Origin of the sequence: Mucilaginibacter sp. UR6-11 (assembly GCF_020880695.1) — a bacterium.
Lineage (GTDB): Bacteria > Bacteroidota > Bacteroidia > Sphingobacteriales > Sphingobacteriaceae > Mucilaginibacter.
Genome location: NZ_JAJIWO010000005.1, coordinates 192,488 through 217,955, shown reverse-complemented (window position 1 = coordinate 217,955; position 25,468 = coordinate 192,488). Strand labels below are relative to the sequence as shown.

18 protein-coding genes and 2 tRNA genes are annotated in these 25,468 nt (G+C 44.4%); 7 read left to right on the top strand and 13 right to left on the bottom strand.

Annotated elements, in window-relative coordinates; all coding sequences use genetic code 11:
* Positions 1-618 (bottom strand): recombination mediator RecR, encoded by a 618-nt coding sequence (gene recR, locus LJ658_RS13485; RefSeq protein ID WP_230547047.1) that lies wholly within the window; start codon positions 616-618, stop codon positions 1-3.
* A gap of 218 nt (positions 619-836) precedes the next feature.
* Between recR and LJ658_RS13480 the strand changes: the two genes are divergently transcribed.
* Positions 837-2,339, top strand: coding sequence for a sodium:solute symporter (locus tag LJ658_RS13480; RefSeq protein ID WP_230547046.1), 1,503 nt, complete (start codon positions 837-839; stop codon positions 2,337-2,339).
* A gap of 4 nt (positions 2,340-2,343) precedes the next feature.
* Positions 2,344-3,051, top strand: coding sequence for a TIGR00730 family Rossman fold protein (locus LJ658_RS13475; RefSeq protein WP_230547045.1), 708 nt, complete (start codon positions 2,344-2,346; stop codon positions 3,049-3,051).
* Positions 3,052-3,124: 73 nt separating this feature from the next.
* Here the strand turns inward: LJ658_RS13475 and LJ658_RS13470 are convergent, their stop codons facing one another.
* Positions 3,125-5,056 carry a TlpA disulfide reductase family protein gene (locus tag LJ658_RS13470; protein WP_230547044.1) on the bottom strand — a complete coding sequence of 644 codons (1,932 nt, stop codon included), beginning with the start codon at positions 5,054-5,056 and terminating at the stop codon, positions 3,125-3,127.
* Positions 5,057-5,170: 114 nt separating this feature from the next.
* On the opposite strand from LJ658_RS13470, the gene LJ658_RS13465 reads away from it, so the two are divergent.
* On the top strand, positions 5,171-6,397 hold the full coding sequence (locus LJ658_RS13465; RefSeq protein WP_230547043.1) for a TCR/Tet family MFS transporter: 1,227 nt from the start codon (positions 5,171-5,173) through the stop codon (positions 6,395-6,397).
* A gap of 40 nt (positions 6,398-6,437) precedes the next feature.
* The gene (locus tag LJ658_RS13460; protein ID WP_230547042.1) at positions 6,438-7,733 is read left to right on the top strand and encodes a TCR/Tet family MFS transporter; all 1,296 of its coding nucleotides are present in this window, start codon (positions 6,438-6,440) and stop codon (positions 7,731-7,733) included.
* Here LJ658_RS13460 and LJ658_RS13455 read toward each other — a convergent pair.
* Both LJ658_RS13455 and LJ658_RS13450 read right to left on the bottom strand, forming a co-directional pair.
* Positions 7,707-8,300 (bottom strand): DUF502 domain-containing protein, encoded by a 594-nt coding sequence (locus tag LJ658_RS13455; RefSeq protein ID WP_230547041.1) that lies wholly within the window; start codon positions 8,298-8,300, stop codon positions 7,707-7,709. The genes LJ658_RS13460 and LJ658_RS13455 overlap by 27 nt on opposite strands.
* Positions 8,301-8,315: 15 nt before the next feature.
* On the bottom strand, positions 8,316-10,778 hold the full coding sequence (locus LJ658_RS13450; protein WP_230547040.1) for a bifunctional UDP-N-acetylmuramoyl-tripeptide:D-alanyl-D-alanine ligase/alanine racemase: 2,463 nt from the start codon (positions 10,776-10,778) through the stop codon (positions 8,316-8,318).
* Positions 10,779-10,838: 60 nt separating this feature from the next.
* Here LJ658_RS13450 and LJ658_RS13445 point away from each other — a divergent pair, with 60 nt between their 5' ends.
* The 3 genes from LJ658_RS13445 to LJ658_RS13435 all read left to right on the top strand — a co-directional run bounded on the left by LJ658_RS13445 (position 10,839) and on the right by LJ658_RS13435 (position 11,637).
* Positions 10,839-11,321 carry a regulatory protein RecX gene (locus tag LJ658_RS13445; protein WP_230547039.1) on the top strand — a complete coding sequence of 161 codons (483 nt, stop codon included), beginning with the start codon at positions 10,839-10,841 and terminating at the stop codon, positions 11,319-11,321.
* Positions 11,322-11,431: 110 nt separating this feature from the next.
* Positions 11,432-11,504 (top strand) — tRNA-Gly (locus LJ658_RS13440).
* A 48-nt stretch (positions 11,505-11,552) separates the two neighbouring features.
* A tRNA-Leu gene (locus tag LJ658_RS13435) sits at positions 11,553-11,637 on the top strand.
* Between the two features lie 146 nt (positions 11,638-11,783).
* Here LJ658_RS13435 and LJ658_RS13430 read toward each other — a convergent pair.
* The 9 genes from LJ658_RS13430 to LJ658_RS13390 form a co-directional block, all read right to left on the bottom strand.
* The gene (locus LJ658_RS13430) at positions 11,784-12,167 is read right to left on the bottom strand and encodes a hypothetical protein (RefSeq protein ID WP_230547038.1); all 384 of its coding nucleotides are present in this window, start codon (positions 12,165-12,167) and stop codon (positions 11,784-11,786) included.
* Between the two features lie 16 nt (positions 12,168-12,183).
* Entirely contained in the window at positions 12,184-13,134 is a 951-nt protein-coding gene (locus LJ658_RS13425) for a slipin family protein (RefSeq protein ID WP_230547037.1), read from the bottom strand.
* 1 nt (position 13,135) lies between these two features.
* Complete coding sequence (locus LJ658_RS13420; protein ID WP_230547036.1) at positions 13,136-13,501, bottom strand: GntR family transcriptional regulator; 366 nt, start codon at positions 13,499-13,501, stop codon at positions 13,136-13,138.
* 318 nt (positions 13,502-13,819) lie between these two features.
* Positions 13,820-15,985 carry an endo alpha-1,4 polygalactosaminidase gene (locus LJ658_RS13415; RefSeq protein WP_230547035.1) on the bottom strand — a complete coding sequence of 722 codons (2,166 nt, stop codon included), beginning with the start codon at positions 15,983-15,985 and terminating at the stop codon, positions 13,820-13,822.
* Positions 15,986-16,013: 28 nt separating this feature from the next.
* Entirely contained in the window at positions 16,014-17,477 is a 1,464-nt protein-coding gene (locus LJ658_RS13410; RefSeq protein WP_230547034.1) for a S8 family serine peptidase, read from the bottom strand.
* 62 nt (positions 17,478-17,539) lie between these two features.
* Positions 17,540-19,309: an FKBP-type peptidyl-prolyl cis-trans isomerase gene (locus LJ658_RS13405; RefSeq protein ID WP_230547033.1), complete on the bottom strand. Its 1,770-nt coding sequence runs from the start codon at positions 19,307-19,309 to the stop codon at positions 17,540-17,542.
* Between the two features lie 5 nt (positions 19,310-19,314).
* On the bottom strand, positions 19,315-20,172 hold the full coding sequence (locus tag LJ658_RS13400; protein WP_230547032.1) for a DUF3738 domain-containing protein: 858 nt from the start codon (positions 20,170-20,172) through the stop codon (positions 19,315-19,317).
* 98 nt (positions 20,173-20,270) lie between these two features.
* Positions 20,271-21,764, bottom strand: coding sequence for a RagB/SusD family nutrient uptake outer membrane protein (locus LJ658_RS13395; protein ID WP_230547031.1), 1,494 nt, complete (start codon positions 21,762-21,764; stop codon positions 20,271-20,273).
* Between the two features lie 11 nt (positions 21,765-21,775).
* The gene (locus LJ658_RS13390; RefSeq protein ID WP_230547030.1) at positions 21,776-25,372 is read right to left on the bottom strand and encodes a SusC/RagA family TonB-linked outer membrane protein; all 3,597 of its coding nucleotides are present in this window, start codon (positions 25,370-25,372) and stop codon (positions 21,776-21,778) included.
* Positions 25,373-25,468 lie beyond the last annotated feature (96 nt).

Below are 25,468 nucleotides of genomic sequence, written 5' to 3'. Positions count from 1 at the left end.
TTACCTGGATAAAGAATTTTCATACGGAACACGTGTAGCAATAGACCGACCTAACGTAATCTCATCGACGTACTCCAATTCTCCTCCAAAGGCTATGCCACGAGCTATTGTTGAGATACTTACATTAAATTGTTTTAACTTTTTATGCAGGTAAAAGATAGTGGTGTCGCCTTCCATGGTAGCGCTTAAGGCAAAAATTACCTCTTTTACCTCTTCGTCATCAAGGCGCTGTACCAGCGTGTCCACCTCCAGGTCAGACGGGCCGATACCGTCCATAGGTGATATTAAGCCGCCCAATACATGGTATACGCCGTTATACTGGCTGGTATTTTCAATTGCCATGACGTCACGGGTATCTTCAACAACGCAGATCAGGCTATGGTCACGTTTAGGCGAGGCGCATATTTCGCAAACCGGCTGATCAGAAATATTATGGCAGGTTTTACAGAACTGGATTTCGTTACGTAGTTTGCTTATAGTAGCGCTGAATTGGTGTACCTCTTCCCTATCCTGGTTAAGCAGGTGTAATACCAGGCGCAATGCGGTTTTTTGTCCCACACCCGGTAATTTCGCAAATTCGGCAACCGCGTTTTCTAATAACTTCGACGAAAAGTTCATACCGCGAAGATAGCTATTAGTCTGCAACCCCGAAAGACCGGAGGTCTGAAATAATAGTGTCAATTACCCGTAAACCGAGGGTTGTAAAGGCCCGGGGTAAAGACTAAGTATTAAAGTTTTTTTGTTTAGTGCGGTACTATACATAACTTGTGTGCAGGAAATAAATGAAAATCTTCCGGTTATCTCGACTTTCGGGCTTCCGGGCTTAAACAAAACATATGTCACCAGGAATACTGTTATCCTTTATTATAGGCTATTTTTTAGTGTTATTGATTATATCCTGGTTAACATCGCGTAAGTCCTCAGATAACGATACTTTCTTCGTAGCCAATCGTAATTCCAAATGGTACCTGGTAGCTTTTGGGATGATAGGCACGGCGCTAAGCGGGGTTACTTTTATATCGGTTCCGGGTAAGGTTGGCGCACCGGGCGGGGATCAGTTTGCTTATTTTCAATTTGTGTTAGGCAACGCGGCCGGTTTCATTATTATAGCTACGGTATTACTGCCATTGTATTACCGCATGAAACTGACCTCCATCTACAGCTATATAGAACATGCGTTAGGCACCTGGAGCTATAAAACGGCGGCAGCTATATTTTTATTAAGCCGCGTAATTGGCTCATCATTCCGGTTGTACCTGGTGGTTATTGTATTACAGAAATTTATTTTTGACAACTACGGCGTGCCCTTTGCGGTTACGGTTTTAATATGCCTTTTGTTGATCTGGGCCTATACGTTTAAAGGCGGCTTAAAAACCATTATTATTACCGACAGCCTGCAAACGCTGTTCCTGGTATCGTCGGTTTTTCTGTCGATATTCTTTATTTGCCGGGCCATGAACTTCAGCGTTTTTGAAGCCGTCGAAGCTGTTAAAAACAGTAGCTACTCAAAGATCTTTTTCTTTAATGATTTTATGACGAGCCACTTCCATTTAAGTAAAGAATTTATTGGTGGCCTGTTTATTACCGTAGGCATGACCGGGCTTGACCAGGACCTGATGCAGAAAAACCTGAGCATGAAAAACATCCGCGAAGCGCAAAAAAACATGTTCAGCTTTACGGGGGTGTTCGTGGTGATCAACATTTTCTTTTTAAGCGTGGGTGCTTTGCTATATATATATGCCACCCGCTACGGCATTACGGTACCTGCAAAAACAGATTTCCTTTATCCTACCATTGCCCTAAAATATTTAGGAGTAATACCGGCAATTGTATTTATGCTGGGGCTTACGGCAGCTACATTTGCTACTACCGACTCGGCGCTTACAGCTTTAACTACCTCATTTTGCGTGGACTTTTTAAACTTTAACAAGGGTAAAGACGTAAACAGTAAGAAAATGGTTAACATCCGCCATTACGTGCATATCGCGTTTTCGGGCTTATTGTTTTTAACCATTATTATATTTAATGCTATTAATAACGATGCTGTGGTGAGCGCCATATTTAAGGTTGCATCGTATACTTACGGGCCGTTATTGGGTTTATATTCCTTTGGCTTGTTTGTTAGTAAAAGGCAGGTCAGGGATAAGTTGGTGCCGTTTATTTGTTTGATATCGCCAGCTATATGTTTTTACTTAAGCGCCCATTCTGCACAGCTATTTGGCTATACTTTTGATAACGAACTCATCCTGGTGAATGGAATTATTACATTTGCGGGATTGTTATTTACCTCCAAACCTAAAACAAAAGAGGAAATAGCTAATTATACTACTACAAGATAAAATAATGACCGGAGAAGAAAAAATAAGACAAGCGTTTGAGAACAAGAACTGGCAGGAAATTAAAGTAACCGATTCCTGGCAGATATTTAAAATAATGGCCGAGTTTGTTGACGGCTTTGAAAAACTGGCTAAAATAGGCCCTTGCGTATCTATATTTGGATCGGCACGTACAAAAAATGACAACCCTTACTATAAACTGGCGGAAGATACCGCAAGATTGCTAACCGAACGCGGCTATGGCGTGATATCAGGCGGAGGCCCGGGTATTATGGAGGCCGCTAACAAAGGCGCTTATGAAGCCGGCGGTAAATCTGTAGGTTTAAATATTGAACTCCCTTTTGAGCAGTTCCACAATAAATATATCGACCGGGATAAGGTACTGGAGTTTGACTACTTCTTTATCCGTAAGGTAATGTTCATGAAATATTCGCAGGGCTTCATTGTATTGCCGGGTGGCTTTGGCACTTTGGATGAATCGTTCGAGGCCATCACCCTGATTCAAACCGGTAAGATCGCCCGTTTCCCTATTGTGTTTGTTGGTGTTGAATATTGGGGTGGTTTGTTTAACTGGGTAATTGAGAAAATGCTTAACCAGGAACATAACATCCACCCGGATGATCTGAACCTTTACCGCCTGGTTGATACAGCCGAAGAAGCTACGGAGCATATCTTCCGTTTCTATGATAAGTATGTATTGAAACCCAACTTTTAAGGATTTTACCACTAACAAAAAGGGAGCAACTAAGTTAGCTGCTCCCTTTTTGCTATAATGCTTTTAAGTTAGGCTACTTTGATTTTTCTTTAGTTTCGGGTTTGGTACCTGCTGTTTTTTCGCCGGCGGTTTGTGTAAGCTCAAGCATATCGCTAACTTCATCGGCAACCTTGTCAGAACTGCCAGAATAGCCTACGTATTTAAAACGGATATTGCCGTTCTTGTCAATCAAAAATTTAGTGGGGATGCCGGTTACGCCAAAATCGTTCACCACCTTCGCTTGTTTGCCCGCATCGTTCTTTTCGTCAACTAATACATGGAAAGTGTATTTATTATCAGCAATAAATTTCTTCACCCCGGTAATATAATCGGCGCCAGTTTCCCAGGTATCAACAAAAAGAAATTTGATATTGGGGTCGTCTTTGTATTTATTTACAGCCATTTGCATACCAGGAAAAGATGCCTTACACGGACCGCACCAGGTGGCCCAAAAATCAACTACAACGGTTTTGCCTTTTAAACTTTTTAACGATACAGGGTTGCCATCCAGGTCTTTTAATTCAAAATCGGGCGCGGGTTTATTAATCATGCTTGCTGCCAATTTGGTTCTGGCTTCTTCCCTGGCCTGTTTTAATAAATCCGTCAAAAATTTATCATAGCTGTCAGTTCCGTTTTTCGCAATATAGTTTTTCTTTAATTTTTCTTTGATCACGTCTGTCGTCCAACCTGATTTTACACTTTCGCCGGCTACTTTAATTACCTCATCGGTTTTCCCAAGGGCATCTAAAATCAAAACATAGGTTTCGGTTTCGCCCCGGCCGCCTGCACGGGCCGCCTCTTCGTGTGGCAGCGCTTCATTAAATTTATTTTGTCTAAAAAGAATGTAGGCATAAGTGTCCTCAAACATCGCATTGTAAACTTTATTGTTACGCTGCACTTGTGACGGTGCTATAAACGACATTACCTGTGGTTTCTCAATTAACGGCCGCACCATATCCAGCGACTGTCGGGATAGCTCTTCGGCATCAGTTAAACGCTCCCCTTTTTTTGCAAGGTCATAAGCAACGTCATTTAAAGGGAGTATCAAATCCTGTTTGCTCTTCAAAGTCGCTTCAACCCGCCGAAAATCATCCAGTTTGCCGTTAAATAAATACGCTTCGGCCAACCGGGTTTTTAAACGTTCATCGTTCTCTTCATCACCAGTGGCATATTTTACTTTGTAAGCCTTGTATAATTCTTCTTTGATAGCCGGATTTTTCTCTTTCATCACCGCAACAATTAAGTTGTTCCTGGCTCCGGTACCGTTAGGAAAGTTTGTACTGATGGCGGCTTTCAGCGAATCTGCTATAGTTGTTTGTTTGGTTGCATTTAACAAATCTACTGCCAATAACAGGTCTTTTTCGTTACTGCTCTTTTTAAGACCGTTTAGCTTGTTGTCTGCCAGCGTTTTATATTCAGGCACACGAAATAGATAATAATAATATGGACTGGCGTAATCTTTTTCTATATCGGGATGTAGTTCAAATTCCTTTTTATACAGGTCCAGGCTTTTTTTCATATCCTGCTTAACCCCTGATATATTATTACCGGTGCCCGCCAATATAAAGCCCTGCATGGCATAAGCCCCCGGTACGGGTTGCTTACCTTTAAATACCTGGTAGATATACCCTGCGCCATTGTTATTGTCAGTTTTATCCCCGGCAACTATTTTTATTAAAAAAGCTTTGGCGCTGGCCGGAATTTCCAACACTCCCTTAAAGGCTTTTCCCGACGGCGTTAGCGAAACGTCTTTAGCGGGGTATAATTTATTATCAAAGAAATAAACGATAGCCGACATGTCCTTTTGGCCCGCTACCGCAGTCCCCGCCGAATCATACGTAAAACTGACTTTCTTTTCAACCTCGGGATAATCTGTTGATAAGGTAAGATGTGATTTAGTTTGTGCCATTGCATGCTGCATGCAAAACACACCTGCGACGATCAAGAGCGCGTTTAAGTTTTTCATAGGATGGTAAGGATAAGGTGTTTACAATACTAATTTACATAAAAATTTATACCGTCAAAAAGAATTAATAATTATTTAATTAAGATTTCGGCATAGTTTATTTATTTTGCAAGGATGGAACAACCTGCCAAATCAAAAAAGCAAGCTGCCTTAGGTTTTATATTTATCACCCTGTTAATTGACGTAACCGGATTAGGTATCATAATCCCCGTATTACCGAAGCTGATAGAAACACTCATCCACGGTAATTTAAGCGAGGCGTCGCGTTACGCCGGGTTATTAACGCTGGCTTATGCCGTTATGCAGTTTTTATTTGCGCCGGTATTAGGTAATTTAAGCGATAAATACGGGCGGCGGCCGGTTTTGTTAGGCTCTTTACTTGGATTTGGTATTGATTATTTGTTTTTGGCCTTTGCGCCCAGCATTGGCTGGCTATTTTTGGGCCGGGCCATAGCCGGTGTTACCGGCGCAAGTTTCACCACGGCGGCAGCCTACATTGCCGACGTTAGCACACCCGAAAAGCGGGCGCAAAATTTTGGTATGATAGGCGTGGCATTTGGCATAGGATTTATCATAGGCCCAGTTATTGGCGGTATCCTTGGTAAATACAGTACACACCTCCCTTTTCTGGCCGCTGCGGGCCTGGCCTTGCTAAACACCATTTACGGATACTTTGTACTGCCCGAATCTTTAGATAAGGCGCACCGGCGCCCTTTTGAGCTTAAACGCGCCAATCCGCTGGGGTCATTATTACAACTTAACAAATATCCCGCGGTATTAGGTTTAGCAGCATCGTTATTCCTGGTTTACTTTGCGGCGCAGTCTGTACAAAGCGTCTGGACGTTTTATACCATGACTAAATTTAAATGGAATGAGGCATGGGTTGGCTACTCATTAGGGTTTGTCGGGCTGACCGTTGCCGCTGTACAGGGCGGATTGATCCGTATTGCGATACCTAAACTTGGCCAGCAACGCAGCATCTGGATGGGGCTGTCTTTTTATGCCATGGGGCTGATATTATTCGCTGTAGCCAGCAAGGGCTGGATGATGTTTGCCTTTATGATCCCTTATGCCTTAGGCGGTATAGCCGGCCCCGCACTACAGGGAATTATGACCGCACAGGTGCCCGCCAATGAGCAGGGCGAGCTACAGGGCGCTTTAACCAGCCTGGCAAGCCTGAGCTCAATTTTTGGGCCTTGGATAATGACCTACCTTTTTTACAAATTTACCAAACCGGGCGCACCGCTTTATCTGCCGGGGGCGCCGTTTATTTTAGGCGCGATATTGATGTTGTTAAGCGCCTTGCTGGCCGTGCGAAGTTTTAAAAGAAACACAAACTAATTTTATTGGTTATACTGACTGCAAAGTTCAAATTTATCCTATGGCTGACAAGCTTCCCCCTGTTACTAAAATTACTAAAAAGGTTACCAAATCAAAGCCGTCCGCCGCGTTAGGATTTATTTTCATCACCATTTTTATTGATGTACTGGGGCTTGGCATTATTATACCGGTAATGCCTAAATTATTGCAAATGCTGGGTCATGTTGATGTGAGTACCGCATCAAAATACAATGGCTGGCTAACGCTTATTTATGCTACCATGCAGCTGGTATTTGCCTCAATAATGGGTAATTTAAGTGACAGGTACGGACGCCGGCCGGTTTTACTGATATCGTTATTTGGGTTTAGTATTGATTATATGTTTATGGCCTTTGCGCCATCAATAGCCTGGCTGTTCCTGGGCCGCTTCATCGCGGGGATTACAGGTGCCAGTACATCAACGGCAACGGCCTATATAGCTGATATCAGCACCGGGCATAAGCGCGACGCTAATTTTGGTTTGGTTGGCGCGGCATCCGGCTTTGGTGTAATTATTGGCATTGCCTTAGGCGCCTACCTGGGCGAGATCAATATCAAATTCCCTTTTATGGCTGCTGCCGGGTTTGCCTTTTTTAACGGCTTGTACGGTTTATTTGTATTGCCTGAATCGTTAAAACCCGAGCACCGCAGAAAATTTGAATGGAAACGGGCCAATCCCCTTGGTGCCCTGATAAGGGTATTTACCAAACATACCGGGCTGGGCGGTTTAATAGGCTGCATCACCCTGGTTTATATCGCCCAAAAAGCTGTAGAGTATTTACTATCGTTCTTCCTGTTTGAGAAGTTTAACTGGGCACTAAGCAGCGTTGGTACCCTGGGTATTTTTATCGGGGTGGTGCTGGTAGCCATCCAGGGTGGTTTGATACGTTATACCATCCCAAAATTCGGGCAGGAAAAAAACATTGTATTCGGACTGATCTTTTATGCGCTGGGGCTTACCCTCATAGCTTTTGCAACAAAGGGCTGGATGATGTATTTATTTATGATCCCATATTGTTTGGGTGGTATATCCGGCCCGGCATTACAGGGACTGGCTACAAAAAAAGTGGCAAAAAACGAGCAGGGAGAATTACAGGGCGCTTTAACCATTATCAACAGCATAAGCGTTATTATCGGGCCGTTTATATTCAGTTATATATTTTACAATTTCACCAATAAAACGCATGGTACTTATTTCCCCGGGGCGCCATACCTGCTGGCCGCGTTCCTGATGCTGATCAGCGTATTTCTGGCGATAAAAAGTTTCAGGAACCATGTTGGCAAAGTGCGGTCAGTCAAGTCCGCTAACCCCTCCTGATATCACAAACTTCATCATATCCGCGGCGTTCCGGTTAATCGGTTTTACCTTATCGGCCGATATGATAATTACCTGGCCGGCAAATGAATAAGAGTATGGAAAATATACAGCCACCTCGCCGGGTAAATTTAATTTAGCCAGATCTTTTTGCACCAGGAAGCCGATTTTTTTTAAGCCAAACTCATTAACCTCAACAATAACAGCTTCGTTAAATTTCTTCTCGTCGCCAACAAATGCTTCGGTGAGATCTTTTATAGAGGAATAGAGAAAGTTAAAAAATGGCAGCCTGTTCAGCCATCTTTTAAACCAGCGCTTTATCGGGTCGGTGATTACGTTGGTTACCAATATCCCGGCAATCATTATAACCAATAAAACATTTAATATGCCCAGGCCGGGGATATGCATTGGCTTGCCGTGGCTGTCTGTCCATAAAACGTCACTTAGATTTAATGCGCTGTCAACGCTTGAAACCGCCCAAAATATTAAAAAGGCCGCTGCTCCTATCGGCACAACAACAATTAATCCTTTAAAAAAGTAATTTAATAAGGCCGTGGCTATTCTCTTCATTTTGATCTGCAAATTCTACTCGTAAAAATACACCCTTTTTACGCGCTGTGAAATATTAGTTAATATTTCGTACGGAATAGTGCCTATCTGGGTTGCCAGCTCTTCAATTCTATGCTGCTCATTAAATACAATAACCTCGTCGCCTTCTTTAACCTCCACCCCGCTTACATCAATCATACACATATCCATAGATACATTGCCTATGGTGGGCACCAGTACCCCGTTAACCAGCATATTGCCCACGCCATTTCCAAAGGCCCGCAAATAGCCATCTGCATAGCCTATCCGTACCGTAGCAATTCTGCCGTCGTTTTTCATTACACCATTGCGGCCATAGCCTACCGTGTCGCCGGCAACTAATTTTTTTACCTGGGATATACTGGTTTTTAAACTCGTGATGGGCTGTAAGGCGCTGTCATCTGCCGGCACAGCAGCATCAATTCCGTATAAACCGATGCCCAGCCTCACCATATCAAATTGCGCCGAGGGCCAGCGTGTAATACCTGACGTATTAGAAAGATGTTTAATCACCTTGTAATTAAGACAGTCTTCAATTGCACCGGCCGCTTTTTCAAACCTTCCGATCTGTTCTCGGGTAAACTGATCATGCTCTGGCGCCTCGCTGGCTGCCAGATGGGAGAACATGGACAGAACCCTTATATATTTATTTTCTTCCAGTAAATCGCATAGCAGGTCCATATCAACCGGCTCAAATCCCAAACGGTGCATTCCGGTATCGATCTTAAGGTGTACCGGATAATTTAAAATATCGTTTTGTTGTACAAATTTTATAAAATTATCAAACAAACCAAAGCTATAGATAACGGGCTCCAATTTAAATTCTGCCAGTTTATCAAATGCGGATTGCTCAGCATTTAACACCATTATTGGCATGGTTATGCCGGCCTGCCGTAATGAAATACCTTCGTCTGTATAGGCTACCGCTAAATAATCTACCTTATTATACTGCAGCATGTTGGCCAGCTCGAAAGTACCGCTGCCATAGCTAAAAGCCTTTACCATTGCCATTAATTTCACGCCCGGCTTTAGCTTCGACTTATAATAGTTCAGGTTGTTCAGCATGGCGTTCAGGTTGATCTCCATCACAGTTTCATGCGTTTTCTGCACCAGTGCCCTGCTTACCCGCTCAAACTCAAAACTGCGCGAGCCTTTGATCAAAATGGTTTCGCTTTTAAACCCGGGCGTGAGCAGGTTGTTGAGTAATTCGGTGGTATCTGTAAAAAAAAACTTTTCAGGTACGTCAAAATATTCCTGGCGGCTCAAAAGCGCGGTACCTACTCCAATAAATTTATCGACTTTTTTTGATTTGATCAGCTCTGCAACCTGTTTGTATAACACATCCTCCTGCAAGCCTGACTGAAAGATATCAGACAAGATCAATGTCTTTTTATGATGCTGATTTTGCTGATTCAGGAAATTAAGCGCAATCTCCAGCGACTGAATATCTGAATTATAGGAGTCGTCAATTACCGAGCAGTCGTTAATGCCCGTTTTAAGCTCAAGGCGCATACTAACCGGGTTAAGGCGTTCTAATCGCTTATCAACCTCAGCGGCCGGGTAACCTAAAGCTAATAACGCAGCCCAGCAAATTATAGCGTTCTCTATCGAGGCCTGGTCAAGGAACGGTATTAAACATTCGATCTCTTTTTCCCTGAATATAGCCCGCAGATAATAGTTCTTCTTGATCACCGTCTCGCTAAAAACATACAGGTCTGCCTGTTTAAAGCTTCGGCTCCAGGTAAAACAGGTGGTTGCAGGGATATCTTGTTGGTAATCGACCAGCTGATCATAGTTATGGATAAGCAAGGTGCAATGTTTAAAAAGTTTGAGTTTCTCCAGCACCTTTTCGCGGGTGTTTTCAAAGCCGCTGTCATGCGCGGTACCCAAATGGGTCAGTATCCCTATGTTGGGTTTAATAACGGCCTCCAGCTTTTCCATTTCGCCGGGTAATGATATGCCGGCTTCAAATATGCCCAGGTTATTTTTTTCATTGATCTGCCATACCGACAACGGTACGCCGATTTGCGAATTATAGCTTTTAGGATTGCGAACAATAATTTTATCAGCAGCCATTAACTGGTATAACCATTCTTTAACAATAGTTTTACCATTGCTGCCGGTAATGCCTATCACATCCAGATTAAAACGGTTGCGGTGATGCCGGGCCAATGTTTGCAGGGCCAGCAACACGTCTACCACGATTAAAAAATTAGCATCCGGAAGTTTAATTTCGGGGCCCTGCTTAACGACAAAGTTGCGTACACCTGCCGAGTATGCTTCGGCAATAAATTCATGACCGTTACGCCTGCCGCTCAACGCAAAAAACAAACCTTCGGCGGCTATGTTGATCCGGCGGCTATCTGTTAGTAATACGCTGATGAGATCTTCTTTGATGATCTCGCCTTCGGCATTTATAATTTGCTTAACTTCTGTAATTGAATATTGATTGCTTAGCATAACGGTACTAATTTGCTTATATTTCTGTCAATAGAAGAATTTTTAACAACTTTGGTTTTAATGGACGCGCCCAAAAAACAAAAAATAACCGACCCAAAGGTAGCCTTAACCAAAGCCGAGCATTATTGCGCCTACCAGGAACGTTCGCAGCAGGAAGTAAGGGATAAGTTATATGAATGGGGACTGTGGCCCGAAGCGGTAGAGCGTATCGTTTCAGACCTGATTGGCGCCGGGTTTTTAAACGAGGAAAGATTTGCCAGGGCTTACACCCTGGGCAAGTTCAGGCAGAAAGCCTGGGGCAGGATCAAGATTAAACAGGGGCTTAAATTTAAAAAAGTACCCGACGTTTTGATAAAAAAAGCGCTTTTGTTAATTGACGGCGATGCCTACCTGGATACACTGACCACTATTTTAACAAAAAAGGCAATTATATTAACCGAAAAAGACAGTTATAAACGCCGCTACAAGCTGCAACAATATGCCATGGGCCGCGGATTTGAAAATGATTTGATATTGGAAGTTTTGAAAAACAGCGACTTATAAAAACCTTCAAAAAAAATGCAGAAATTTCTTGCAGAATGTTCAATTCTGTCTATATTTGCACTCCGCAAGCGAGAAGGCAGTAATGCTGATCACAAACGGAAATAACCAACGCGAAAGTAGCTCAGTTGGTAGAGCACGACCTTGCCAAGGTCGGGGTCGCGAGTTCGAATCTCGTCTTTCGCTCAAATCCCTTTCACAAGAAGGGATTTATTGTTAAAAGGTTAATCACCTGCTCAGATGGTGGAACTGGTAGACACGCAGGACTTAAAATCCTGTTCCCGTTAAAGGAGTGCGGGTTCGATTCCCGCTCTGAGTACTATTTATGACAAGTAGCCAATTTTATTGGCTACTTTTTTTATGAGTTAAATTTGAAATGTGCGGTGATAACACTTACCATAGGCTAAATGCCTGGAGATTTTAAATAGGGTGCGTGTTGTGTTGGAAATATCAACGATCGATAAGTTAAATATTACTCTTGACTATCAATCTATATTTAAGTTTATTCCATTTCGTACTTAGTCCCTGTAGAAAAATCAGGTTCCCATATTCATCCATGTTATTTTCCCTATGCGATTTCTGAATCCAGTTCTCATAAAATTTGTCAAATTGTTGATTATCTAATTCCGGTAACTTAAACCCGGACAAGTCCCAAAATTTACTAAAATCACTGTTATTTAGGTTTTGGCTAACAAATTCTGGCATTTCCATTAATTTCAACAGTAATGTAAGTTCATTTTCATCGGCCAACATTACAGTTTGAAAATCTGGATAAATAGCAACGAATTTTTCCAGGTCATCTAAAGTGTCAATGCTAAATTGGTCAACTGCTATAAAATTGAATTCCATTATAACTATCTTTTTATTATGCTTTCTTCCCTGGCTTAGCTTTCTTTTTAGTTTCTTGGGCCTGTTCGGCTTGTTGTACAGGCTGCGACTCATTTGATTTTGCCAATGAGATTAATCCACCCATAGCTCCAAGATTCATTGAATCCAATGCCGAACTTGGCACAATAACCATGGAACCTTTTTCTTTTAAACCTTCAAACAGCATATTCATTCCTCTTAAGTGCAGGGCTACCGGGTTATTTATGTATTGCAGGCTTGCCTCGGCGAATTTTTCGGCAATTTCTGTTTCAGCTGTTCCCAATATCACCCTTGCCCGGCGTTCACGTTCTGCCTGGGCCTCCTTGCTCATGGCATCGGCTAGCAATTGCGGAATAACAATATCTTTAATACCTACATTCTGACAGGTTATTCCCCAGGGATTGGTATGCTCGTCCAATATCCTTTGCAGCAGGTCCGTTACCTTATCCCGTTCCTGCAGCAGTTCAGCCAGTTCATGTTTACCTATTACATCTCTTAGTCCGGTTTGAGCGATATAGGCGATAGCCATTTCATAATCCTGCACTTCTAAAGCAGCTTTTTCAACGTCCCATACCGTCCAGTAAACAACGGCGTCAACATTTACCGGCACTGTATCTTTTGTCAGTGTTTGTTCCGCTTTAAATTCTGTAACCCTAACCCGCTGATCGATATAGTTATCAACTGTATCAATAATAGGGATCGTAAAAAAGATACCGGGCCCCCGTAATCCGGTGTATTTGCCCATGCGTAAAACAATAGCCTTTTCCCATTGGTCTGCTATATGTATCGAACCGGAAATAAACAGGGAAACTATCACGAGCAAAACTCCAACCAAACCATTAATATAGCCTGCACAATAAGCCCCGACGGATGCCCCTATCAATACAAGCGCAATTACCGTTGAAATTGGATTAGCCACCAGCTTGGTGTTCTTTTTTGTAGTTATCATATTATTGTTTTTTAAGTTGATTAATAATGTCGTCTGTTGAAAAACCGTAACTAAATGCAATGGAGGAAAACTCATTACAGATGTCTTTTAATTTAGCGCCCCTCTCCCGATCAGATATCTGAATTTTTATTTCATTGATAAATGTGCCCGTCCCCTGCTGCGTTTCTAAAACCTTCTGAATTTCCAATTCTTTGTATGCTTTGGCCACCGTATTCAGATTTACTTTTAAATCTACAGCCAGCGAACGCACGGTTGGTAATTGTTCGCCCGTTTTCAGGTTTCCTGCTGCTATACCGAATGTGATTTGATCTATTATCTGTCGATAAAACGGGGTGCCCGTTTTGGGATCTAATTTGAACTTGATCATTTTAAAATACTATTGTACTATATATATAGTACAAACATACAACAACTTTTTATTAAAAAAAATAAATTTAATAGTATCATTAATTGTTTTTTATCGGCCTTTTGATTTGACACGGCAGTTGAACCGGAAAATGGTTATCAGGCATGATGTGGGTAATAAGATTTAAAGAAAGTGAATGGGCGGATAATGCAATCTCTTTGCAAATATTAAGTTATTTGTAACCAATAATATTTTGAGATAAAAGACGGCGCCGTACAGATTGAGTAAAACTGTCCAGGCGGTAAGTTAGGTTATGGCTATGGCTATGCCCGGAAACTGTTATTCTTGTACTGTTAGCCAGGTATAACCATTGGCAGGGATATGAACTTGCACCTCCACATTGTAGTCCCGGCTCAATTGATAAATTTTACCGGTATCGCCCATCTCACTGATTAGCGCTGTATTGTTTAAGCCGGTATAATACAGCGGCAGTTTAATTTTCCTGACCATCACCTCCCTGGTCGGATTATATAGCATCGCCATTCCCTTAATTTTCAAATTCGGATTAACATGCAATATCCCGTCCCAGTCCTGCCCGTCGGCCCGGCGCAGGTGAATAAGTTGTGAACTTAAAATATCACGGTATTGGTGATACCAGTTTAACGTTTTCAAGACGAGCTGTTTGGTTGCTTCGGTGTCGTACAGCCGGGTGCCCAGGTAACAGGCCTGGATTCCGGCGCCGTAATATTGCATCATCAGTTGTTCATAGGCATCCAGGTGTTCTGATAGCGGCTCGATGGTCGCCTCCGCCCCACCGCCCTGATATTCCGTTAGCGGCACAAAGCCCCAGCCCATGGTTGGCATCTTTTCCCAGGTCCCGTCATAAATATTCTGCCGGTTCAGGATCATTTGCTGTGGCCGCGGCAGCGAGAAATTTACCTCCCGGTACCCCAGCGCACATTTGCTGCCACCGTCCAAAAAGTACCAGTCGGGCGTATTTACAAAGATTCCGTTCTCTGCGCACCAATGGTAAAATGCTTTTTGTTGCTCCATTTGCGTCCATTGCGAATCTTCCAGCCCTTTGTGGCCGGGATGGGTGGTCGAGGCGCAGACGTCGCCGGGATAAGCACCATCCTGGTCAAATTCGTCAAAACCAGTCGTTTTCAAAAAGTATTTTAACTTCTCAAAATATGCCAGTCCCCACCGGCTGCCCAGGCACGGAGAATGAGCGTAAAGAGCATGGACATCCGGCTTGCCGGTTTTCGGATCGATAACATCATCATTATCACTGATACGCCTGCTGGCCAGCAGGGAATAGCCGCCGATAAGGATGCCCTTACTGTGCGCATAATCGGCCAGCATTTTACAATACCTGATATTGCTTTTAGTTGTATCCTCCATACTAAAGCCGGTATGGAAACTGAGCACCAACATATCATAACCCGTTGCGGCACACTGGTCGATTGCATTTTTAACCACCCGCTCATCAAAACTTTTACAAAACAGGTAGGTAGGCGCCTGGGTAGCCCAGGGGGCAATGGTTTGGTACATCAGGCGCTGGGCAAGCCCGTTACGTTCGCGGTCATAACCCTCCAGCAGTAACTCGTTCGTACGGATTGATTTGAAGATCTGCCCGGGCGCCAGTTCTACGCCCGGTCCGATTGGCGGATAGACTTCCAGCACACAGGGGGTTTGGAGGTCATAGCTCACCTGCGACGTATAGGTCGTATCGGTTTGCCAGTGCGTGGTTTGGTCAGAAAACCGGGCATTCATGGCATCGTTAAAAGCATAGTTACTTTCCACATAGATCCCGTGCGGCGGACGGAACAGGGCAGCAGGACCCGCAACCGAAGATTCTTCTTCGTGTACGGCCAGCACCTCGTTAATGACCTTATTTAACCTGATCTTATGCGAACCTTTATTCTCCACGCTTAGCCATTTACAGATGAGCGGGATACCATCATAGAGTTCATAATTGACCCGCACCCCGATGCCCGATAATGCGGGTTCGGTTGAGGTAAACAGCAAACTCAGCATTTTCCCGGTCGGCTGCTTTTTGTTGGCGGCCCATATTTTGCTAACCGGTTTCCAGTTAACATAAGGCACTATCGGGCCGACCGCATAGGACTTAAATTTAAAATCCCCGTCATGCGCTTTTAAGCCGTCTATCCATTCTTTTTTCAGGTAAGCCTTCTCCGGTTGCCCGTACAGACCGCCTATGGCGTAGGTTTTACCGTCAATGGTCAACTTTGCATCCGGGCCAACGGCACGTAAAAGTTCTTCGCCGCTGCTCAGGTTACGGAAACCGGTACAGGCCAGGTTTGGCCCGAGTCGGAAAGTTCTTTTGAGCAACCCGTTATCCAGGATAAGGTCTTTGCCGTCGGCGCTTTTAAATACCCCGGCTTTAACCGCCGGAGCTTTGATCAGCCAATCGGCGGGCTGGCTCGCGGCTTGCCAAACAGGTAGTTGCCAGGCCCGGACAGTGGCTGAAAATAAGCACAGCATCAGTATGAAGTATAGCCTAAGATTCATATCAATTTCTTTTCATGGTCCCGGCGGCAAGTTTAAGCGCCTGGCAGGCATTGACCACGCCTCCCGACAAACATTTATCCTTTAAAAATTCAGATTTAGTTACTGATGCAATTATAATGTTTTTCACCTGTTCGGCAGAAAGATCAGGATAGTATTCCCTTAACACAGCCGCCAAGCCTGAAACTACCGGTGCCGCCATGCTGGTTCCAGAATCAACCGCATAGGCCGAACGGGGGGCCGTTGAATAAATAGCTACACCCGGCGCAAATACGTCAACAGTTGTTTTACCGTAATTAGAGAAGGCAGCCGCCAGTGAGCCATCGTTTTTAAAGCCTGAGGCACCAACCTCAATCCAGTTAGCCGGAGACGGTACGGCATTGTCTGCGTTATTTAACAGGTCCTCATCCTGTCCCTGGTTGCCTGACGCGTGAACAATAAGCACATCTTTTGAAAGCGCATAGTTGATAGCTTCCAGCCGTTTTCCGGCGAGCATGCTTTTACGCTGACCAAAGCTGATATTGATCACCCGGGCACCGTTATTTACCGCGTAACGGATAGCCGAAGCAACCCGTAAATCGGCTTCTTCCTCTTCACCGGCAATTTTCGGCCGGGTAAATTCGCCGGGGCTGTCCGTTAAATCAATTCCGCCTATGGTACGTACCACCATCAGCCGGGCTTTATCGGCTACCCCATTCATGCCAATTTTGTTGTTACGTACGGCAGCAATAATGCCGGCGATGTGTGTGCCATGATAAGTTGTCGGGCCGCCTGTTTTGAGGTCATAATCCTGATCAAGGTAAAAATCCATTTCCATTTGATACTGAGTTACGGACCGGTCTATCAGGTGCCGCTTATAGTTGACATAGTCCGGATAAACTTTTAAGCCGTAAACCATATTTTTTTGCAAGCTCAATTCCGTCTCATTTCGGGGTATAAAGTTCCTGAAGTCTGATTGCGTGGGCACCGGCCTGCCTATGCGCCCGGTCATGTTTTCAAGTGCCTTTTTTTCTGCTGTTGCTGTTTCCAGCTTTTGTTTTAAGGGCAATAGTTTTTCGTCCAGTGCTTTCCGGAGCTGCGAAACATCCTTCCCTTCCGCTTGACTGGCCCTGATTGATTTGGTCAATTCGGCGATATCAAATTCCGGGTCACCTTTGGTCATCGGGCTATAGAAGTTCCAGCCATGCAGATCATCCGCGAAACCATTATGATCATCATCCTTACCGTTTCCGGGAATTTCCCCGGCATTGGTCCAGATCACTTGTTTCAGGTCTTCGTGTCTCACATCCACACCGCCGTCCAGCACCGCTACTATAACCGTTTTTGCCTTTTTACCCTTTAAGATTTCGGCGTAAGCCTTTTCCATGCTGATGCCAAATACACCATCCGCTTTTAAATCCATCAACTGCCAGTTTACCGACGGGCTTTCCGGTTGCTGCGCCAATGCACCGGCGGCTTGAAAAAACATCAGAAACAGCCATATTATTAATTTGCGTTTTGGGCAACTTTTATAAATTTTATTCATTTTTATCAGGGTGTGATTTGCAACAGTTCGAGTTCAAAGATCAAGCTACTATTTGGCGGGATATTGCCCGTTCCCCTATCGCCATAGGCCAATTCGGCGGGAACGTAAATGATCCATTTAGAGCCTGTGGGCATCAGCTGTAAGGCCTCTGTCCAGCCTTTAATAACGTCTGTTAATTTGGTGACATAAGGCAGGCCGCCTTCCAGTGAGCTTTCAAATATTTTGCCGTTAACAAAACTGCCGGTATAATCTACCAGGACTTTACTATCGCCAGACGGTTTATTACCGGTTCCTGTTTTGATTACTTTATACTGTAAGCCGGATGGCAGTTCAATAACCCCCGGCTGCAATTTATTCCGCCGCAGGAAATCCTTATTTTCTTCTGCCAAGGGCAGTGCCATGTGCCCCTGAGCCTCTCTTCTGGCTTTTGCCGCTCTTATCTTTTTTGTATCGACGATCAGGCCGCCTTCAACTTCGGCAAACACAAATTTATCCACTATTCTTTCTTCTTCCTTCAGTTCAAAACCATTGGCTCCCAGGGCGTCGCGGATGCTTTCAATGTCTGTCCATGAATTTAATTTAACAGCGACAGGATAGTCGCTTTTTATGCCTGTTTCATTAAATATGTAAGGATTGCCCGGTTGCTGGTTAATCTGGTAAAGCACCGATCCTAGTGACTCGTTGCTTTTCACGTTTTTATTCGCAGTTCGTCCCGGTTTGGCTTTAACTATCCATACCTTTTCGCGACGTTTCTGCCAGCCTACATGTAAACCTAACAAGCGATCAAGGTCGGCAATAACGCTTTGCGTAATTTCGATATCCGTTTGTCCGTTATCCTTGTATTGCGATTCAAAACAGATAGCATGCTCCCTCACCCAATCTTCAATGTACCCCGTTTTTAACTGTGGCGTGAGATAGGTTTGGTGGGTATATTTTGCCGGATCTGTAACTTCCCATACGGTTTGGTTGACCGTGCCGACTACAGAGGGTTTGACCAACTTTCCGAGTTTAACCAATTTATTCCAGCAGGTAGTATAAATGGATAAGATGCTTTGATTAATAAAATAAACCCGGACAGTATTATGAACAGAATCCCTGACAATACCTGAATTGCCAAAAGGACCCGCCGCGCTTGCCCCGTTTTTTTCTTTATACCCGCAAATGGCTGCATATTCCAGCCGGGTACCTTCCATATCGATCTGGTTTTCATCCGGCGTAAACAGCGGTTGTTTGGCTCCGTCAAACATATAATAATCGTCTTTTATGGGCCAGTTGGGGATTTGGCCATCAAGCACCTGCCGGATATTATAACTGTCAACATATCCTTCAGAAGTAATACCGATCACTTTACCTTTGTTGATCCATATTTCATGAGGAATAACTTCGTGAGGGAAATATTTGTTAAATAACTTATCGTCTGTAACAACAGGCAGGGTAAGTTTCCGGGTAAAAACATTCGCCTTCCAGAAAGTCTCTGTATAAGCACGGGTCTCGTAAGTAACGGGCAATATCTTTACCCGGCCCCCGAATTGCTTTTGCAGGCTTTCCATTTTAGGTAAGGCTTCTACGCAGCCCCCGCAGCTGGTGGCCCAAAAATCTATAATGAGCAGCCGGTCTTTGAAGTCCGCAACTTCAGCACTGTGCTGCGCTCCGTGCCATATATTGTTGATGGTAAATTCCGGGAGCCGGTCGCCGATTTTTAACCCGCGGGTTTGCGCGGACGCATTAACTGACAACATGATTAAGAATGCCGTAAGCAGATATATTATCTTCATGGATTTCATTTAAGTTCTTTGATCACAAAAATTTTCAATTCGCGCATGTCTTCCTTTAGGTCCAGGTCATATTTGCTTAATGCCAACCGCAGTAGCTGCGTGTTGGAGTAGTCTACAGAACCCAGGTCTATATCCACGGCTCCGGGATAACCTGTATCGTCAACTACCGGCGTTAATCCTGTTTTTTCAACAGCCTGGGTTAGATAGCCTAACCCAACATTTCTGAACACGCCGCTTTTCCCAAAAACAGGCTCGGACGAACCACTTGGTTTAAGCTTATCTAGCCCGGAAGTACGCACCAGTACCAGTGTCTTCACCTTCCGTGTTTCGTAGCCAAAGCTGATGTTAAAGTGCTGAGCAACGTCATCCTCAATCATCTTAACTTTCCTTACTGAAAAGGCAGCGCGTGGCACCAGCAGTTCGTAGCAATAGGCATTTTTACGGAGCCATGCCTGTTTATTACCGTATGCCGGCAGGTACCGATAGGCTGACGGGTCCTTTACTTCAAGCAAGATCCTGCTCTGCATGGGTGTTTCGAAGCCATGGGTTAGCATTTCTACGATGGACGCATTGTAGATACTTTGCCTGATAGTGCCCTGCTCCCTGTTTTCCTGGGTGGCCATATTGAATCCGAATTCACGATGTACGGGTTCAACGCCTTCGCGATAGCCCGTAAAAACAGAAAACCGCAGCAACCTGTCGATATTTGCCTCTTGCTGTGTATCCAGTTTGAATACGGGTTTGGCATAGTCAAAATCAAACAGCGGTTTCCGGTAAACAAATCCTGTCGTATCTTTTTGCGCCTGCGCCTGAAATACAATAAGGGACAGCATCCCTGTTAATAATTTATATTTTAATTTCATTTTTTATGATCTATTAATTGCCATGCACCAGCCATGGCCGCTGAATACCATCCGTTTCCCGACGGGTATTCAGCAGCGTAATGGTGGACGCCTGAGCGTTATCGACGGTTTTGTTGGAGGCCGCCGTTGGTATTGGTGATTACTTCCGTCGGCAGAAGCAGTGCATAGCGTAAATCATTTGGCGCAAGTGTGTATGTTGCTGTTATGGTTTCTGTACGTATCGGGCTTGTGGTAGTGCCGGTAAATGTAATCGTCCGGGTCTTTCTCACGGCACCTTTATTCAACCTGCGCAGATCTGTCCAGCGTAAACCGCGCATCAGGAGCTCCTTCCGTCTTTCATCAAGCACCTTATTTAAGGCATCAGTTGCGTTGCTTGCCGTCTGGGCAGTGTAGGTCCCGGTTTTATAACGTTTTATCAGCAATGCATTTAAACCCGCCATAGCGGCATCAGCATTCCCTGCCCTGGCATTACATTCCGCAGCTATCAGGTAAAGTTCATCGGTCGCCAGTCCGGTATACAAGGCAGAATTGGTTACCGGTTCATAATTACCGCTGAAGCGATACGACCCGTCGGGGACGGTGACATTGGCGGTGACAGCGGGATTGGATAAATTGATAGGCAGTTTTACCGTAACCGTATTGGCTTTCAGAAATACCGACTTTCTCAAATCAGTGGTTGCGTAAGATGCAACAAGATCAGGGTCTATTTTAGCTACGTTTGAAGTGGCGCTTGTAGCCGGGTTTAACAGCGCATTATTAGCTACCATCACCGCATGAAAGATATCTTCGATATTTTGGAATCTGGGCGTAAAAGGAGTACTGGATGTAGTACTTAAACTATTGTAATTAATAAGTTTATTGTTGAGTGCAAGCGCCGCGTTGGCATTAATAAGAGCGTTCGGGTAATCTTGCATTGCCAGATAAACACGCGCCAGCATGGCGTAGGCGGCCACCTTGTTCGGCCTCGAATTTACCGGCGAGGTTGTTGGCAACAGGGTTACGGCTTCCTGAAGATCCTGCAAAATGCGCGTGTAGGTTTGCTGCACCGTTCCCCTTGACGATACTTCGTTAAGGTCGGAGGTCATTTTCAACGGGATTCCCGGATCCTGATTTGCAGAAGCAGCATTATAGGGAGCGGTATAGAGCTGCGCTAAGGCATAAAACGCAAAGGATCGAAAAAACAGGGCCTGCCCCCTGATGCTGTTCAGCGTGGCCTGGTCTGAAGTCGCTGTATTTTGTTTAGCTATCCCTTCAAGGGCAAGATTGGCATTGAATACGATCCGGTAAGGGTTTTGCCATTGATCAATAGCCAGCGCGCGCTGGGCGGTTGGCTGCCAACTGTAAAAATCCTTATTTTCCTGTGATAAAGCGGCGTACCTGGCATCAAACAGGTAATAATCATCCGCCGACGCTTCCCCGTCGCTCGGGTATAGCACGTTCATTGTTGCATAGTTATCCAGGAGCAACTGACAATCATTAGCGGTAGTAATAAAGTTTTGATTACTGTTTTGCTTAATATCCAGGTATTTCTGGCAGGATGCCAGCATGCAGCTGAATGCGGCTGTAAGTAAAAATATTTGATATGTTTTCATTGCTGTTTACATTAAAAATTTGCTGAAAAGCCCAAACTATATTGACGGGGAACAGGATAATCAAAAACATCAGGATCAAGCCCTAACTTATTGGCCCGCCATATGATCCCCAAATTGCTGACGTTGGCATAGATCCTTGGATTTTTGATAAACCAATTGCGTTTTGGAAACACATAAGATAAATTTATTTCCTGAAGGCGGATATGATCGGCCTTATAAACATTGACATCTGCATAATAATAGTAGCTATCCCGTGCCGTAGCCCCCGGACTATAAACCGGTGAAGGTACATTGGTTGTTTTTTCGTCTCCGGGTTTCTGCCAGCGCTGTGCGTAGTCAGCACTCTGCGGGATGTTAACTCCGAACTCGCCATATAAATTGGAATATTGTACTACACTTTGGGCTGATCTACGTGCAAAATATCCAAGCTTGTAAAGCAGGTTTGCTGATATGGAGAATGCGCCATAGGTAAAGGTATTGCGAAACGAACCGAAATAAACCGGAACTGCTGATCCGAAGTATTTTAGCTCAGTTATCGGAGCGTTATTTAATTTATCAATCACCGTAAAGTCCGTTCCGTCAACAGTTACTGGTTGCCCGTTCAAAAACACCCTCGGATTTCCTGTTTGGGGATCCAGCCCGGCCCATTTCCAGGCGAATAAGCGGTTCAGGTCATACCCCTCGGTATACTGATTGCCTACGATATATCCTGCTGTATTGGCTCCGGGTATGAATAGCCGGGTCACTTTAACCCTGTTATAACTAAACAATAAATTGCTGGTCCAGTTAAAAGCTCCTGTCTGCAGGTTAACCGAGTTCAGGGTCAGATCTACCCCCTGCGACCTGAGGTTACCTGTATTAAATGTAAGCTGGTTATAGCCAATGGTAGGGTCTACGTTGTTTGGCGTAAGCAGGTCGAAGGTCTTTCTGTCGTAATACTCTATACTACCAGACAGCCAGTCGTTTTTTAAGCCAAAATCAAGTCCGATATTCAATATGCCTGATCTTTCCGGCCGGAGCTTGCTGTTAGTGGCCACAGCTGCTGCGGTGGTAGCGTAAAATAAACCATTTGATCCCGGCGTGGTGCTGTAAGTGATCAGTGGATTAGCCGTCACCCTGGTATTCACATTGCCGTTATAGCCATAGGTTACGCGCAGCTTCAGACTAGGCAACCAGGAAAGTTTATAGAAGTCCTCATTATTAATAAGCCAGGCGGAACCAAATGAATAGTAGGGCGAACCGCTTTTATTAGTGGCAGGCCCAAATGCGCTGGAAGCATCTTTACGTACACTACCCGACAGGATATACCGGTTGTTGTAGGTATAAGCTCCGTTAGCGAATAAACTGTACTGCCGGTTCCAATAGTCAAGAAAGGCAGCGCTTGATGGGATTAATGCTGTCGTGCTGCCGTCAATCGGGTTGCTAAAGAAGGTCGTCAGCGCCGTGCTGAAATTAAGCGCGTTGTTTACTTTAAGGGTATTTGGATCATATCCGTAATACTGATTTTGATTATAGGTGCTATAGGTTTGGCTGACGTCCACGCCAATGATGCCAGTCAGGTTATGCTTATCGTTCCAGGTCTTGTTTACATTTAACAAGCCGCGCAAGGTATGTGTATCTGATTGGGTATTGTTGGGGGCATAATAGCCACCTAACGGAACGGCCCTGCTAAAGGTGGTACTGTCTGTAAACTGGTTGATCAGATTTCGCATATAATAGGATTGCTGCGTTCTTAACTCTTTGGCCGAGCTGATCGCTTTATTATAGCTATAGGTAACGTTTACTGAAAATACGGGATTGATCTGATAGCCGATAGTGGTGTTCAGGTTGATACCATAATTGGTATTTTTTAAGTAGCCTTCTTTCATATCATTCAAAGGGGTATAACTCATATTCAGGAGTTTACTGCCATAAACATTTGTCAGGAGATTTAAATAGGCAGGTCGGTAATCCCTTGAAACGGTCAGGGCATTTCCCTGATCGTCCGCAAGCCGTGTATAAGGGTAAAACGGAGCGGTATAATTAGAAGGGTCAATTAAACTGGAGGATGCCTGGCTCCTGCTATCCTGCCGGGTTAGATTGATATTGGCATTTACGGACAGGTTCTTTAAGGGCTGAGCGGAGGCATTATAGCTTAATGTGAAACGATCTGAACTTGAACCTATCGTATTATTTAAGGTATTGCTGAAGTTGCCTGAAAGGCGCGATGCAATCGCTTTAGTGCCTCCGTCAATAGCAAGCGAATAAGATTGTGTCTGCGCATTGCGAAGTATGTATTTATTATAATCACGCCGGATATCGTTGCCTCGTAAAGCATCCAGTTGCTTGTTCGCTTCGCCGGCACTGATCACTCCCAGCTTCTGTTGGTTCAGGATCTCTGCTACCGGAGACATAAAAGGCTGAGGTTGGTGATAATCGGTAGGATCGGGCACCGGATTGGGATAATCAAACTGGTTGGCATACACCTGGGCATCAATAAAATCAGAGGTGCTCATCAGTTTTTTATAAAACAGGTCTATTTTCTCAGTTACGTTATAATTCGCGTTAAAGGAGACACGCGTTGGGCGGTTAAATCCCCCCCTTTTGGTTTTGATAACGATAACACCGTTAGCTGCCCTTGAGCCCCAAATAGATGCTGCTGCCGCATCCTTTAAAATTGAAATGCTTTCCACATCATTCGGGTCTATACTTTCAATATCATAAGCTCCGGCGATCCCATCTACAACGACCAATGGCGTGCCGCTGGGGTTTTTATTAATAGACGCTGAACTTGTAATTGCTGTATTGAGCGTATTCCTGCCACGGATCGTTAAAGTGCTGATAGCAGGCAATGGTTTTGTTGCCGTGCCCGAATTGATCGCTCTTGTATCGTTCCTGAAATCAAGACTCGTAGTTATGCCCTGCAGCCTGTTTAGCAGACTGGGATCAGTACTATGAGCAAGATCTTTAGCGGTAACCAATTCAAAAGAACCAGTTGCGCGTTCTTTGGGTATATCCTGGTAACCGGTACTTACCACGCCCACTTCTGTTAACTGGCTCAGGCTTGGCACCATGTTTACAAGGATCAGGTCGTTAGGGCTTCGGCCTGACAGGGAAATTTCAGCGGTTTGATATCCTATATAAGATACTACCAGTGTATTTTTAGGTGTTCCATAACGTTCAAAATAACCACCGGGCACAGAAATAGAAACTTTAGTACCACCTTTCAGCCGAATAGTGGCGCCGATAAGCGGCTGCCCTTTTTCATCCAATACCCGGCCTTTATAAACTACCGAATCGGCAGGCGCTATTGGTTTACTGTCTGCCAGGGCCTGGTTTTTTTCATTGATGACAATAGCTTTGTCTTCGATCGTATAGGTCAGATCCTGATCTGTCAGGATACTGTTTAAAGCCTCACTGAGCGGAGCATTATGGAGCTTAACGGTAACCGGCCGCGCATGATTAAGCTGCTCAGACTGGCACAATACCGTATAGCCGGTTTGCTTGCGTATCTGGTTAAATACACTTTTAAGGCTGGCTTTATTTGCATTCAGGGTTATTTGCTGCGCCCTTGTCGCAGCACTTACCTGTACTAAAGCGGCCATAATGATCACTATGACAATTTTCATAATTCTCAGGACTTGCCCGGGTATAATACAGTGTGTGATATACCCGTGGAGCGGATAATTATTCATAAATTTGTATTGTTTTGATGCTGGCGCTGC